This window comes from Tatumella ptyseos ATCC 33301 (assembly GCF_000735525.1).
Classification (GTDB): domain Bacteria; phylum Pseudomonadota; class Gammaproteobacteria; order Enterobacterales; family Enterobacteriaceae; genus Tatumella; species Tatumella ptyseos.
The window spans coordinates 112943-128135 of the sequence record NZ_JMPR01000028.1 but is presented as its reverse complement, the minus strand read 5'-3'; the positions used below and the strand labels follow the sequence as shown (position 1 = coordinate 128135).

The following is a 15193-nucleotide window of genomic DNA, read 5'->3' as shown; positions in this document are numbered from 1 at the left end:
CCTGAAGGGAGTAAGATTATCACAACCCGCGCCATATTGTCGTGGTTGTCACGGGACAGGCACAGGTAAAAAAAAGAGACACCGCAATGCGGTGTCTCCCGGGGTTAACCTGAAAACGTGAAGAATTTATTCTTCGTCTTCCGGTGCCGCATCATCATCTGATTCGGCTTCCTGAACAATGTCGTCTTCACCTTCTGCAACCGTACCATCAATAGCATCCAGTTCATCTTCTTCAACCGGTTCAGCCACACGTTGCAGGCCCACGACATTCTCATCTTCCGCAGTACGGATCAGTATCACGCCCTGTGTATTACGGCCAACCACACTGACTTCAGAAACACGGGTACGTACCAGGGTACCGGCATCGGTGATCATCATAATCTGATCACTGTCGACCACCTGCACCGCACCGATCACCGGACCGTTACGCTCTGTCACTTTGATAGAGATAACACCCTGAGTGGCACGGGACTTCGTCGGGTACTCGGTATTATCCGTACGTTTACCGTAACCGTTCTGTGTCACTGTCAGGATCGCACCCTCTTCACGAGGAATGATCAGTGAAACCACCCGGTCATTTTCGGCCAGTCGAATACCACGAACACCTGATGCAGTACGGCCCATCGGTCTGACAGCCTGTTCAGAGAAGCGAACCACCTTACCGGCAGCAGAGAACAGCATCGCTTCATCATTACCGTCAGTCAGTGCCACACCGATCAGCTCATCGTCATCACGCAGGTTGACGGCGATGATCCCGGCGCTACGCGGACGGCTGAATTCGGTCAGGGCGGTTTTCTTCACGGTACCGCTGGCGGTCGCCATAAAGATATTCAGTCCTTCGGAGTATTCACGTACCGGCAGAATTGCGGTAATACGTTCGTTCGCTTCCAGCGGCAGCAGGTTTACGATAGGACGGCCACGTGACCCGCGGCTGGCTTCCGGTAACTGGTAGACTTTCATCCAGTAGAGGCGACCACGGCTTGAGAAGCAGAGGATAGTGTCATGGGTATTCGCAACCAGCAGACGATCAATGAAGTCTTCTTCTTTGATCCTGGCCGCTGACTTCCCTTTGCCACCACGACGCTGCGCTTCATAATCGGTCAGTGGCTGATATTTCACATAGCCCTGGTGAGAAAGCGTAACGACAACATCTTCCTGATTGATCAGGTCTTCAAGATTGATATCCGCGCTGTTTGCCGTGATTTCAGTACGACGCTTATCGCCAAACTGTTCACGGACAGCCACCAGCTCTTCGCGGATAACTTCCATCAGACGGTCAGAGTCCTGCAGAATAAAGATCAGTGCGGCAATTTCTTCCAGCAGCTGCTTATATTCATCCAGCAGTTTCTCATGCTCCATCCCGGTCAGTTTCTGAAGACGGAGATCCAGAATGGCCTGGGCTTGCTGTTCGGTCAGGTAGTATGCACCGTCACGGATACCGAATTCCGGCTCCAGCCATTCCGGGCGAGCGGCGTCATCACCGGCTTTTTCGAGCATGGCGGCGACGTTACCCAGTTGCCACGGCGTGGCTACCAGACCGGCTTTGGCTTCTGCCGGTGAAGGTGCACGACGAATTAACTCGATAATCGGGTCAATGTTGGCCAACGCTACAGCCAGACCTTCCAGGATATGAGCACGGTCACGGGCTTTACGCAGTTCGTAAATGGTCCGGCGGGTCACGACCTCACGACGGTGACGTACGAAGGCCTCCAGAATATCTTTCAGCGGCATAATTTTTGGCTGCCCCTGATGCAGGGCAACCATATTGATCCCGAAAGATACCTGTAACTGGGTCAGTGAATAAAGGTTATTTAATACCACTTCACCGACGGCATCGCGCTTAATCTCAATAACGATACGCATACCGTCTTTGTCAGATTCATCGCGCAGCGCGCTGATCCCTTCGATTCGCTTCTCTTTAACCAGTTCTGCGATTTTTTCAATCAAACGTGCTTTGTTCACCTGATAAGGGATTTCGTGCACGATAATCGTTTCACGGCCGGTTTTGGCGTCAGTCTCGACCTGCCCCCGCCCGCGGATATAAATTTTGCCACGTCCGGTGCGGTAGGCCTCTTCAATACCACGACGGCCATTGATAATCGCAGCCGTCGGGAAGTCCGGGCCAGGAATGTGTTCCATCAGGCCTTCAACGGTGATCTCATTATCATCAATATAGGCCAGACAACCGTTAATCACTTCATTCAGGTTATGCGGAGGAATGTTTGTTGCCATCCCCACCGCAATACCGGATGAGCCGTTAACCAGCAAATTAGGGACTTTCGTCGGCAGAACTTCAGGGATCTGTTCTGTACCATCGTAGTTGGGTACAAAATCAACGGTTTCTTTGTCCAGGTCTGCCAGCAGTTCATGGGCAATTTTCGCCATACGGACTTCGGTATAACGCATGGCTGCTGCGGAATCGCCATCGATAGAACCAAAGTTGCCCTGCCCGTCCACCAGCATATAGCGAAGTGAGAAAGGCTGAGCCATACGGACGATGGTGTCATAAACGGCAGAATCACCGTGCGGGTGATATTTACCTATCACATCCCCGACAACACGGGCAGATTTTTTGTAGGCTTTATTCCAGTCATTACCCAGTTCGCTCATGGCAAACAGTACACGACGGTGTACGGGCTTCAGTCCATCACGGACGTCAGGTAATGCACGGCCAACGATGACCGACATGGCATAATCAAGATAAGAATTTTTTAATTCTTCCTCGATATTAACCGGTGTGATTTCTCTTGCTAAGTCGCTCATGGAGCCGATATCCCTCTAGATATTGCCGACTGTTAAGGCCGCAAATCATATCACAAACCAGCCCTGCGGTGAACGTCAGCGTCACATTAGTTGCCCCGGGACGCAGACGGAGGATGCCGCAAGCGCTGTAAGCGTTTATACTCGGGAAAATTTTGTCAGGAGTAGTGATATGAATATGCCTTCTCAGGAAAAACCACAGAACGTTGACCACCAGGAAATTGCGAAATTTGAAGCCGTTGCTTCCCGCTGGTGGGATTTGGAAGGTGAGTTCAAACCTCTGCACCGTATTAACCCGCTGCGACTGGGCTATATCAGTCAGAACAGTCAGGGCCTGTTTGGTAAGAAGGTACTGGATGTCGGTTGCGGCGGCGGTATTCTGGCCGAAAGCATGGCCCGTGAAGGTGCCCATGTCACCGGTCTGGATATGGGCGCAGAACCCTTAGAAGTTGCCCGTCTGCATGCCCTGGAAACCGGTGTTACCGTCCATTATGTTCAGCAAACGGTTGAAGAACACGCCAGTGAGTTTGCCGGTCAGTATGATGTGGTGACCTGCATGGAGATGCTGGAACACGTCCCGGATCCGCAGTCTGTCATCCATGCCTGTGCAAAACTGGTGAAACCGGGGGGGCAAGTGTTTTTCTCGACCATCAACCGTAACCCTAAAGCCTGGCTGATGGCGGTGTTTGGTGCGGAATACGTATTACGCATGGTGCCCCGCGGGACCCATGATGTAAAAAAATTCATTCGCCCGGCCGAATTACTTAACTGGGTGGATGAAACTCCCTTGCGTGAAGAAGGGATGACGGGCCTGCATTATAATCCGCTCACCAATCAGTTCCGCCTGGGCCGCGGCGTCGATGTCAATTATATGGTCCATACCAGCTGCCCGGAATAACACTGTCGTTTTTGCGGAGAGTTGTGCTGATATGTTTTCCGGCAGGCCGACAAAATTTTCCTGCCGGGAAATAATCCAGCTTTAGTCTCTTTTTTCACCCCGTCGTGCAACTGTTCTTTTCCCGGCACCCCTGCTGTGCGCGAAAAATCGGCGACTGAGTCCGGAAAGAAAATTTTTCTTCAAATCGTTGACATCATCTTATGCCTTGAATCATGCGGGCTTCGAAAAAAACAGAAAAATACAACCCGGTTTAACATCATTTTTTTCTCTTGTTAAGTCGCAGGATCTCACTAAAATAAACCCTATCTTGTTATATATTTTCTGAACACCCCCTACATGTAGTGCTTATCCACAGTTTTATTCACAAAGGAAAATCTGTGCATAAGTGCCCGGAATATATAACTCACTGATACTCATGCATAGATAGGTAAACGCGACATGAATCAAAGTCTGCTCGTCACGAAACGCGATGGAAGCCAGGAACGAATCAACCTCGATAAAATACACCGGGTACTCGATTGGGCAGCGGAAGGTCTTCAGAATGTTTCGGTCTCTCAGGTCGAGCTGCGCTCCCATATCCAGTTTTATGACGGAATCAAAACCTCCGACATTCATGAAACCATCATCAAAGCTGCAGCAGATTTGATTTCGCGTGAAGCGCCGGATTACCAGTATCTGGCCGCTCGTCTGGCTATTTTCCACCTGCGTAAAAAAGCCTACGGCCAGTTTGAGCCACCTGCACTGCTGACCCATGTCCAATCTATGGTCAGCCGCGGGAAATATGACGCTCACCTGCTGGAAGATTACAGTGAAGAAGAGTTTGCCCTGATGGACGGCTTTATCGATCACTGGCGGGACATGAATTTCTCGTATGCCGCGGTTAAACAGCTGGAAGGAAAATATCTGGTACAGAACCGTGTTAACGGTGACATTTATGAAAGCGCCCAGTTCCTTTATATCCTGGTCGCAGCGTGCCTGTTTTCTGCATACCCGCGTGAGACGCGTCTTGACTACATCAAACGCTTCTATGATGCGGTATCTACCTTCAAGATTTCTCTGCCGACACCTATTATGGCGGGTGTACGTACCCCTACCCGTCAGTTCAGCTCCTGCGTACTGATTGAGTGCGGTGACAGCCTGGACTCCATCAATGCGACGTCCAGTGCGATTGTGAAATATGTTTCACAGCGTGCGGGTATCGGGATTAATGCGGGCCGTATCCGTGCACTGGGTAGCCCGATCCGTGGCGGCGAAGCTTTCCACACCGGATGCATTCCGTTCTATAAGCATTTCCAGACCGCCGTGAAATCCTGTTCTCAGGGTGGCGTACGTGGCGGTGCAGCGACACTTTTCTACCCGTTATGGCACCTGGAAGTTGAAAGCCTGCTGGTATTGAAGAATAACCGTGGCGTTGAAGGTAACCGTGTCCGTCATATGGACTATGGCGTCCAGCTGAACAAACTGATGTATCAGCGTCTGCTGAAAGGTGAAGATATTACCCTGTTCAGCCCGTCAGATGTTCCCGGCCTGTACGATGCCTTCTTTGCTGATCAGGCGGAATTTGAACGTCTGTACACGCAATACGAGCAGGATAGCAGCATCCGTAAACAGCGTATTAAAGCGGTGGAACTGTTCTCACTGATGATGCAGGAACGTGCGTCGACCGGACGTATCTACATCCAGAACGTCGACCATTGTAATACCCACAGTCCGTTTGACCCGGCCATTGCCCCGGTACGTCAGTCTAACCTGTGTCTGGAAATTGCCCTGCCGACCCGTCCGTTAAACGACGTGAATGACGAAAACGGGGAAATAGCCCTTTGTACACTGTCTGCGTTCAACCTGGGCGCTATCAGCGACCTTAATGAACTGGAAGAGCTTTCCGTACTGGCGGTACGGGCACTCGATGCTCTGCTGGATTATCAGGACTACCCAATCCCTGCTGCCGAACGTGGCGCGATGGGACGTCGTACCCTGGGTATCGGCGTAATTAACTTTGCGTACTACCTGGCAAAACACGGTAAACGCTACTCTGACGGCAGCGCCAATAACCTGACCCATAAAACGTTTGAAGCCATTCAGTACTATCTGCTGAAAGCGTCTAACGAACTGGCGAAAGAGCAAGGTGCCTGCCCGTGGTTCAGCGAAACCACCTATGCCGCTGGCGTATTGCCTATTGATACCTATAAAGCTGACCTGAATGCTATCAGTGATGAACCACTGCACCTGGACTGGGAAGCACTGCGGGCATCAATTAAAGAACACGGCCTGCGTAACTCGACATTATCTGCCCTGATGCCTTCTGAGACATCTTCACAGATTTCAAACGCGACTAACGGTATTGAACCACCACGTGGTCACGTCAGTATCAAGGCCTCGAAAGACGGTATCCTGCGTCAGGTCGTTCCTGAGTATGATGCGCTGAAAGATCAGTACGAACTGCTGTGGGATCTGCCTTCGAATGATGGTTACCTGCAACTGGTCGGGCTGATGCAGAAATTTGTCGATCAGTCGATTTCTGCAAACACTAACTACGACCCTTCCCGTTTCCCTAACGGCAAGGTGCCGATGAAACAGCTGCTGAAAGACCTGCTGACGGCCTATAAATTCGGCGTAAAAACCCTCTATTACCAGAACACCCGTGACGGTGCAGAGGATTCTCAGGATGATCTTGCGCCGGCCGATGATGGTTGTGAAGGCGGCGCCTGCAAGATTTAACCCTTTCCGCCAGGGGACGCTTTTTGCCCCTGGCTTTAGTTAACCGCTGAAACGTCAGCCTGTATGAATCGGATGTTTCCTGATGGCCTATACTACATTTTCACAAAATAAAAACGACCAGTTAAAAGAACCGATGTTTTTCGGTCAGTCGGTCAACGTTGCCCGTTATGACCAGCAAAAATACGATATTTTTGAAAAACTGATCGAAAAGCAACTGTCCTTTTTCTGGCGTCCGGAAGAAGTGGATGTTGCCCGTGACAGAATCGACTATCAGTCGTTACCTGAACACGAAAAGCACATTTTTATCAGTAACCTGAAATATCAGACCTTACTGGATTCTATTCAGGGACGCAGCCCGAACGTGGCCCTGCTGCCACTGGTGTCGATTCCGGAGCTGGAAACCTGGATTGAAACCTGGGCATTTTCAGAGACGATCCACTCCCGGTCTTACACCCATATTATCCGTAACATCGTCAATGATCCGGCGCTGGTGTTCGACGATATTGTCACCAACGAACAGATCCTGAAACGTGCGGAAGATATTACCGGTTACTACGATGACCTGATTCGGATGACCAATTACTGGCACTTACTGGGTGAAGGTACTCACCAGGTGGCAGGTGAAGAAGTGGTGGTCAGTCTGCGTAACCTGAAAAAACAACTCTATCTGTGTCTGATGAGCGTCAATGCCCTGGAAGCGATCCGCTTTTATGTCAGCTTTGCCTGCTCATTTGCCTTCGCTGAACGCGAGCTGATGGAAGGTAATGCTAAAATTATCCGCCTGATTGCCCGTGATGAAGCACTGCACCTGACCGGTACCCAGCATATGCTGAACCTGATGCGCAGCGGTGAAGATGACCCGGAAATGAAAGAGATTGCCGCAGAATGCCAGCAACAGTGTTATGAGCTGTTTAAAAAGGCGGCCATCCAGGAGAAAGAGTGGGCAGAATATCTGTTCCGTGACGGTTCCATGATCGGCCTGAACAAAGATATCCTGTGCCAGTATATTGAATATATCACTAATATTCGTATGCACGCCGTCGGACTGGATCTGCCTTTCCAGACCCGTTCGAACCCAATCCCATGGATTAATTCATGGCTGGTCTCCGACAACGTCCAGGTAGCACCACAGGAAGTGGAAGTCAGCTCGTATTTAGTGGGTCAGATCGACTCTGAAGTCGGGGCCGACGATTTCAACGACTTCCAGCTGTAATCATGAACGGCAAATCTGCTACCGTAACGCTTACCCGCTCCGGCCAGCAGCTGGAATGTGTAGAGAGTGAACACCCTAACCTGCTGTGTGCACTTGAAGCACATCAGCTGGAGGTGGAGTATCAGTGCCGTGAAGGTTATTGCGGTTCCTGCCGCGTCAGGCTGTGCAAAGGGCAGGTATGCTATCGCAGCCAACCGCTGGCATTTATTCAGCAGGGAGAAATCCTCCCCTGCTGCTGTCAGCCCGTCGGGGATATTGAGCTGGAACTGTGAACCTGTTGCCGGGGAAAAGAGGTGTTCTTCACTTTTCCCCGGTGGCAGTTTTATCCGCCAGGTCAACGCGAACCCCATCCCGCCGGTAACGCCCCTGAGTCAGCCTCCGCCGGTAGTTTGAATATAAATTCCTGCGGGTAGCCTTTGTATCGGCGGCCTGTGCGCTCACCCTGTTGCAGTCGTGCTATCGCCAATGGTTAACCGGTGTAGCCGTACCTGTGCCGGAAAGGGATCACTGCCCTGCTACCGGGTCGGCGGGAACCGTTCACTGACCTTCAGCCAGCTATAAGATTGCGGGGCTGATTTCCCCTGTAGCCAGCGTTGCAGCCGGTTCAGTGCCACTGTGCTGATCAGTTCCTGACGCATGGCAAGTGAATGACGGCTGCTGCTAAAGGTTAACTTTTCAGCCTGAAGCCCTTCCGGGGTCATTAATGCAACCCCCAGCGATTCATTATCCAGCCCGCCGATCACCAGCGCCAGTTCAGCGCCCGATTTTCGGGCCAGTGCCGCTGCACGTTCCCCCATCTGAGCTAATGTTTCCGGGACAGAAACCGGTAACTCCCCTCCCCTGAGCGGGACGTCCGCACCGGCCAGTTGCCAGTGTACTAAGCCGGCCGTATACATTTCACTGACGGCCAGAGAGAGCCCGCGCGATGAAAGGAGCGCCGCCAGTTGCGCAGGCAAGCCTTGCGTCCCTTCAAACAGAACCCACTCATTCAGAGCTTCGCGGATCTGCTGCCATAGCGCCAGCATGGGCGCTTTCAGACGTTGCGGCCCGGTCAGTTTGATTTCAACCACTGGCATGGCAGCCCGGTAACCCATAGTGACGCCTTCAGGCAGCGGATAGGCTTCCAGCATCGCCGCCAGTGAGCTTTCACCGCGGCCGAACGTTGTCATACGCAGACACAGAGGAGGCTCCGGCAGGCTGAACTGTTGTTGCAGGCGGGGCAGGATCTGTTCGGTCACCATGATCTTAAATTCAAAAGGGACTCCGGGGGTAAAGAAAATCCGGCATCCATTGAGTGTGACGCTAAAACCGCAGGCCGTCCCTGCACGGTTATTAATCATTTCCGCCGATTGGGGAATTTCGGCCTGTTTACGATTTTGCGGCGCCATCGGCTGTCCGCGCTGCCTGAAAAAGTCTTCAATATGCGCCAGCCATGGCTTATTCATTTCCAGTGGTACGCCACAAGCCGTCGCTGCCGCCAGCGCGCTTAAGTCATCGCTGGTCGGCCCCAGACCGCCGTTAACTATCAACACATCTGCGACCTGACTGCGTTGCGTGAGTTCCTCAACCAGCGAGTCCAGAGAGTCCCCGACCGTGGAGCGGTGTGTCATTACCAGTCCCTGAGAGAACAGGGTTTCTGCCAGCCAGCTGGCATTGGTATCAGTAATCTGTCCGTAGAGGACTTCATCACCGGTCGATAACATCTCTATCTTCACGTGCAGCTCCTTTATTAAGGACGGACACCGGCCGGACATCTGTTAACCCTCTGACCGGAAAAATAAAAAACTTTCTCTTTCTTAAAATACCACCGGCAACGCTTTTCAGCTATTGACCTGATAAAGACAGGTAAAAATAATCACAAAGACAGGGATGCCGAACCCGCTAAAGGCCTCATCCGGAATTTTCTGCTAACACTCCCCGACAATTAGAATAAAATTCCTGTTCATCACCCACGAAAAAGCATCGCTTCTCTGATTAATCTGATAAATTTCTTAACAGTGAATTTTAGCGGGGGTGCTTTGTCGTAACAGATGAATTGCGCTCACCGGCACAGTGACCGGGGAACGCTTACCGCAGCCACTCTACACTTTAACAACAGAGGATATGTTTCCGGCATGAATCGCAGAAAGTTTATTAAAGGAACGATGGCTGTCTCGGCTCTTGGTTCTATGACAGGTTTATCTTCACTGCTGGCAAACCAGGCCTGGGCGGCCGATGGGATCGCCGATGGTAATGCCAGAAAATTCGATTTCAGTCAGCTGAAACAACAGGCGTCAGCACTGGCGAAAAAACCCTGGGCCGGCGCGCCGGGCCCGTTGCCAGAAACCCTGGCCAATCTAACCCCACAGGACTACAACGCCATACAGTATGATGCCAGTCATTCCTTGTGGAATAATGTCCCGGATCGTGAACTGGATGTGCAGTTCTTCCATGTCGGGATGGGTTTCAAACGCCGTATCCGTATGTTCTCTGTCGATCCCGCAACACATGATGCCAGAGAAGTCCATTTCCGCCCCGAGCTGTTTAATTACAATGATGCACATGTGGACGTCAGCCAACTAAAAGGGAAAACCGATCTCGGTTTTGCAGGGTTCCGTGTCTTCAAAAAACCGGAACTGGCCCGCAGAGATATCGTATCGTTCCTTGGCGCCAGCTACTTCCGTGCGGTCGATGACACTTATCAGTACGGTTTATCTGCGCGCGGGGTTGCTATTGATACCTTTACTAACCATGAAGAGTTTCCTGATTTTACCGCCTTCTGGTTTGAAACGCCGAAGCCTCAGGACACCACTTTTGTAGTATATGCGCTGCTGGACGGAGCCAGCCTGACCGGTGCGTTCAAATTCACCATCGACTGCGAGAAAGAGCGTGTCGTCATGACGGTGGAAAACAGTCTGTATGTACGTAAAGATATAGAACAACTGGGTATCGCTCCGATGACCAGTATGTTTAGCTGCGGTACCAACGATCGCCGGATGTGTAACACCTACCACCCGCAAATTCATGACTCTGATCGCCTGGCGATGTGGACAGGCAAAGGTGAGTGGATTGCCCGGCCGCTGAATAACCCGCAACGCCTGACCTTTAACAGCTTTAGCGATGAAAACCCGCGCGGTTTTGGTCTGTTACAACTTGACCATGATTTCTCTGATTATCAGGATGTTATTGGCTGGTATAACAAACGGCCCAGCCTGTGGGTAGAGCCTGTTGGTCAATGGGGCAAAGGGGCAATAAATCTGATGGAGATCCCGACCACGGGTGAAACACTGGATAACATTGTCTGTTTCTGGCAACCGGAGACTCCGGTGAAAGCCGGTAATACACTCAGCTTTGAGTACAAACTGTACTGGAGCAGCCTGCCACCGGTAGAAAGCTCGCTTGCTCGTGTGGGTGCAACCCGCACAGGTATCGGCGGTTTCCCTGAGGGCTGGGCACCGGGTGAGCACTTCCCGGAAGTCTGGTGCCGCCGCTTTGCTATCGACTTTGTGGGCGGAGACCTGAAAGCTGCAGCCCCGAAAGGCATTGAGCCGGTGATCACCGTCTCTTCCGGAACGTTTAAACAGGTTGAAATCCTGTATGTCGAACCTCTGAACGCGTACCGGATCCTGTTTGACTGGTATCCTGACAGTGATTCAACGGCACCGGTCAATATGCGTCTGTTCCTGCGTACGAAAGATGAGACACTCAGCGAAACCTGGATGTATCAGTATGTTCCGCCGGCACCCGACCAGCGGAAATATGTGGATGATCGCCAGATGAGCGCTGGCTGATAACCTCTGACGGAGCCTGCGGGCTCCGTTATTTTTGTAACCTCATCGCGATGTGATCAATCCCGTCTTCCTGGTAAATATCCCCTTCGGCCACAAATCCCCTGCCTGCATAAAATGCCTGCAAATGTGCCTGAGCGGATAAATGTATCGGCAACGCAGTAAAGTGAAGCCTGCAACTTTCCAGTAGTCTGTCGAGCAACAGATAAGCAAGTCCCTGCCCGCGTGCCGCCGGAGCGACAATAACCCGCCCGATGCTTACCTCTTCCGGAGCAGTTTCCGCCACCAGGATCCGTGCATAAGCCACCAGCAAACCGTCACGGTAGCCGAACAGATGCCGGTTATTTCCCCGCAGATCCTCGCCATCGATATCCTGATAAAGGCACTGTTGCTCAACAATAAATACCTGATTACGCAATGCCAGCATCTGATAACACTCTGCAACCGGTAATTCAGTGTGGTGGTAATCTTTCCAGATCACTTGCTGCATATTCTTGTCCTGATTTTACCGCGGGTTTAAAAACTTCCGGCACTGAACTGCCTGGCCGCGTACCTGTCTGCTGATGACTGTAGCAGTAAACCACTGCCCCGGAAAACACCGGTTAACACACCGTCCGCCAGACAGAACACCGGTAAATATTCCCGCAAGGAATGCGGGCCCAGCGAAACTGTAATCCGGGTTCAGAGATCGGGACCGGTTCCGCTTTTTCCGGCACCTCCGGAGATAAAAAAAGGCCATGGAACCCATGGCCTTTTAATCAGATACCGCAAAGCAAGCCGGTTACAGTAAGGGCTGCGCCAGTCTGACCAGCGAGATCAACGGTTGCGGGTAAACGCCCAGTAATAACACCAGCACAGCCGAGATCAGCACCACAATACCGCCGGCGGTGTATCCCCAGTTGTTAGTCGTATCCCGATGATGTAAGCCCGGTGCGCTCAGGAACAGACTGACGGTAACACGCAGATAATAGTAAAGCCCGATGGCACTTCCGACGACAACGGCGGCGGTCAGCCACCACAGACCGGCATGAACGCCCGAAGCCAGCACATAAAACTTACCGATAAAACCGAGTGTGGCAGGGATCCCAGCCAGCGACAGCATCATCATCGCCAGTACGCCGGACAAAACCGGGCGGTGCCAGAACAATCCACGATAGGAGTACAATGAGTCAGTATCACTCTCATTACCTGCCCCCGACATCAGACTGACCACACCGAAGGCCCCCAGGCTGCTGAACAGATACCCCGCCAGATAGACCCCGGACGTTTCGATGGATAGCTCATGGGAAGCGGCAGCTGTCAGCGCCACCATCAAATACCCCAGGTGAGCAATAGAGGAGTAGCCCAGCATCCGTTTAATATTATTCTGGGCCAGTGCCATCAGGTTACCCGCCAGAATAGAGGCGAAAGCAATAACCGCCAGTGCCGTTCGCATCCCCTCACTCTGGCTTATCGGCACGTCCAGGAATAAACGCATCACCACCGCAAAAATAGCGATTTTACTGCCGGTGGCGAGGAACGCCGATACCGGTGCCGGCGCGCCCTGATACACATCCGGCGTCCAGAGGTGGAACGGAAACAGCGACAGTTTAAACCCGACACCAATCACTATCATGCCGAACCCGGTCAGCATCAGAGGTGATGCCGGCGCCGCTCCCGTCAGGCTTTGGCTCAGTCCTGCAAAGGTCAGTTCCCCGCACCCTGCGTAGACCAGCGCAATACCGAACAGCAGGAAAGATGAAGCCGCGGCAGACAGCAAAGTATATTTGATGGCCGCTTCCAGTGATCCCTTATGGCGGAAGGCGTAACCCACCAGACCGAACAGGGGCAAAGAGAGCAGTTCAACACCAATAAACAGTGAGGCCAGGTGATCGGCACTCGCCAGTACAATACCTCCCAGCACAGCAATGGCGACCAGCAGATAGAACTCGTCACAGTGGTCTTTGAAAGACTTAAGCCAGGGGTAAGCGAAGGTGCAGGTCGCAAGCCCGGACAGGATAACCAGCGCACTGTAAAAAACCGAGTAGCCATCCACCCGCAGCAGGGAGGTAACGTCTGCCCCCCCGCTATGGCCGCTAAACCACAGAGACACCAGCGCGATATTAAGACCAATGACTGTCAGCGTAGCGTTCACAAAGTGATTACGTCGCCACGCAATAGACAGCATCACGACCACCACGGTTAATCCGGTGATTAACAGGGGGAGCAGTGCAATCAATTGTTCAGTAGTAATTGTCATGGCGGATCACGGCCTTGTCATAGAAGTTGAAACGGTAAACCAGTGCTGAATATTGCTCATCGCAGCATTTGAGGTATCCAGAATCGGTTGCGGGTAAACCCCCAACAGAACCAGCAGCACCACCAGTACCAGAATCATCGTAAACTCACGCACAGACAACCCCCGCAGCGGTGCCGGAGATTGAGGCGCACCATAATATGCCCGCTGTATCATGATAAGAGAGTACACCGAAGCAAATACCAGTCCGAACGTTGCAATCACAATAATGGCCGGCACCGTGCGGAAACCGCCGGTCAGGATCATAAATTCGCCAACAAAGTTCCCGGTCCCCGGCATGCCGAGGTTGGCTGCCGCAAAGAACAGTGAGAGCCCTGGCAACCATTTAATACGCGCCCACAATCCGCCCATCAGACGCATGTCGCGGGTATGCAGTCGCTCGTACAATTGACCACAGAGAATAAACAGCGCCGCGGAAGACAGACCATGAGCAATCATCTGCACTACCGCCCCCTGAAATGCCAGCTGACTGCCGGTATAGATGGCAATCAGGACAAACCCCATATGTGAAACCGAACTGTAGGCGATCAGGCGCTTGATATCCGTTTGGGAGAACGCCATCCAGGCCCCGTAGAAAATCCCCAGCAGTCCCAGCCCCATGGCGATAGGAGCAAACTCTGCGGATGCCTGCGGAAATAACGGCAGACTGAAGCGTAACAAACCATAGGCCGCGGTCTTCAGCAAAATACCGGCCAGGTCAACAGAACCCGCGGTCGGTGCCTGACTGTGCGCATCCGGTAACCAGCCATGCAAAGGCACAACCGGCATTTTTACCGCAAAAGCGATAAAGAAGCCCAGCATCAGCAAATACTGCACCGTCGAAGACATCGGCGTATGCAGCAATTGTTCATAGTCAAATGTCCAGACCCCTGTGGCGTGATAATGCACCATCACCAGTCCGAGGATAGCGATCAGCATGATAAGCCCGGACGCCTGGGTATAGATAAAGAACTTAGTGGCTGCCGAAATCCGTGTTTTACCGTCCGAAGCTTTATGTCCCCAGAGGGCAATCAGAAAGTACATCGGGACCAGCATCAGTTCCCAGAAGAAGAAGAACAGGAACAGATCAACGGACAGGAAAACGCCGACCACCCCGCCCAGGATCCACATCAGGTTCAGGTGAAAAAAGCCCTGATACTTCTGAATTTCATTCCAGGAACAGAGAACGGCCATCACACCCAGCAGACCGGTCAGCACAACCATCAGCAACGATAAACCATCAATCGCCAGATGAAAGCTGATGCCGAATGCAGGGATCCAGGGAACAGAAAAAGACGATTGCCACTGCGGGATCCCCGCAGCCTGAGTGAATGAATACCCCCCCTGAGACCAGAGTAACAAGGAAAGGACCAGCGTTAACCCCATGGTCAGCAACGCTATCCAGCGTGGTGCTCTGACGCCTAAGCGTTCAGCCAGCCAGCAGAGCAAGCCGCCGACGAAGGGGAGGATAATTAGCCAAGGTAGTAACACGGCGTTAGGTTCCCTTTTAGTGATCCGCGGCAGTCATGCCACCGCGAAAATTTATCAAGCTTCGAAAGACA

At 52.3% G+C, this 15193-nt stretch carries 10 protein-coding genes; 5 read left to right on the top strand and 5 right to left on the bottom strand.

Annotation, left to right across the window (positions count from 1 at the left end; all coding sequences use genetic code 11):
• Positions 1-126: 126 nt before the first annotated feature.
• Positions 127-2763: a DNA topoisomerase (ATP-hydrolyzing) subunit A gene (gene gyrA / locus GTPT_RS08410; protein ID WP_029989513.1), complete on the bottom strand. Its 2637-nt coding sequence runs from the start codon at positions 2761-2763 to the stop codon at positions 127-129.
• A 169-nt stretch (positions 2764-2932) separates the two neighbouring features.
• On the opposite strand from gyrA, the gene ubiG reads away from it, so the two are divergent.
• The 4 genes from ubiG to yfaE all read left to right on the top strand — a co-directional run bounded on the left by ubiG (position 2933) and on the right by yfaE (position 7861).
• A complete protein-coding gene (ubiG, locus tag GTPT_RS08405; protein ID WP_025903352.1) occupies positions 2933-3658 on the top strand; it encodes a bifunctional 2-polyprenyl-6-hydroxyphenol methylase/3-demethylubiquinol 3-O-methyltransferase UbiG in 726 nt (241 codons plus the stop codon).
• 438 nt (positions 3659-4096) lie between these two features.
• Entirely contained in the window at positions 4097-6376 is a 2280-nt protein-coding gene (nrdA, locus tag GTPT_RS08400; protein ID WP_025903351.1) for a class 1a ribonucleoside-diphosphate reductase subunit alpha, read from the top strand.
• 82 nt (positions 6377-6458) lie between these two features.
• A complete protein-coding gene (gene nrdB, locus GTPT_RS08395; protein ID WP_025903350.1) occupies positions 6459-7589 on the top strand; it encodes a class Ia ribonucleoside-diphosphate reductase subunit beta in 1131 nt (376 codons plus the stop codon).
• A gap of 2 nt (positions 7590-7591) precedes the next feature.
• Complete coding sequence (gene yfaE / locus GTPT_RS08390) at positions 7592-7861, top strand: class I ribonucleotide reductase maintenance protein YfaE (protein ID WP_025903349.1); 270 nt, start codon at positions 7592-7594, stop codon at positions 7859-7861.
• A gap of 243 nt (positions 7862-8104) precedes the next feature.
• On the opposite strand, the gene GTPT_RS08385 is transcribed toward yfaE, so the two are convergent.
• On the bottom strand, positions 8105-9343 hold the full coding sequence (locus GTPT_RS08385; RefSeq protein ID WP_051170695.1) for a nicotinamide mononucleotide deamidase-related protein YfaY: 1239 nt from the start codon (positions 9341-9343) through the stop codon (positions 8105-8107).
• A gap of 360 nt (positions 9344-9703) precedes the next feature.
• Here GTPT_RS08385 and GTPT_RS08380 point away from each other — a divergent pair, with 360 nt between their 5' ends.
• A complete protein-coding gene (locus tag GTPT_RS08380) occupies positions 9704-11359 on the top strand; it encodes a glucan biosynthesis protein D (RefSeq protein ID WP_029989509.1) in 1656 nt (551 codons plus the stop codon).
• A gap of 28 nt (positions 11360-11387) precedes the next feature.
• Here GTPT_RS08380 and GTPT_RS08375 read toward each other — a convergent pair whose 3' ends face one another.
• From GTPT_RS08375 to nuoM, 3 genes are all read right to left on the bottom strand, one after another.
• A complete protein-coding gene (locus tag GTPT_RS08375; protein WP_029989507.1) occupies positions 11388-11846 on the bottom strand; it encodes a GNAT family N-acetyltransferase in 459 nt (152 codons plus the stop codon).
• A 291-nt stretch (positions 11847-12137) separates the two neighbouring features.
• Positions 12138-13595 carry an NADH-quinone oxidoreductase subunit NuoN gene (gene nuoN / locus GTPT_RS08370; RefSeq protein ID WP_025903346.1) on the bottom strand — a complete coding sequence of 486 codons (1458 nt, stop codon included), beginning with the start codon at positions 13593-13595 and terminating at the stop codon, positions 12138-12140.
• 6 nt (positions 13596-13601) lie between these two features.
• A complete protein-coding gene (gene nuoM / locus GTPT_RS08365) occupies positions 13602-15122 on the bottom strand; it encodes an NADH-quinone oxidoreductase subunit M (protein WP_029989505.1) in 1521 nt (506 codons plus the stop codon).
• Positions 15123-15193 lie beyond the last annotated feature (71 nt).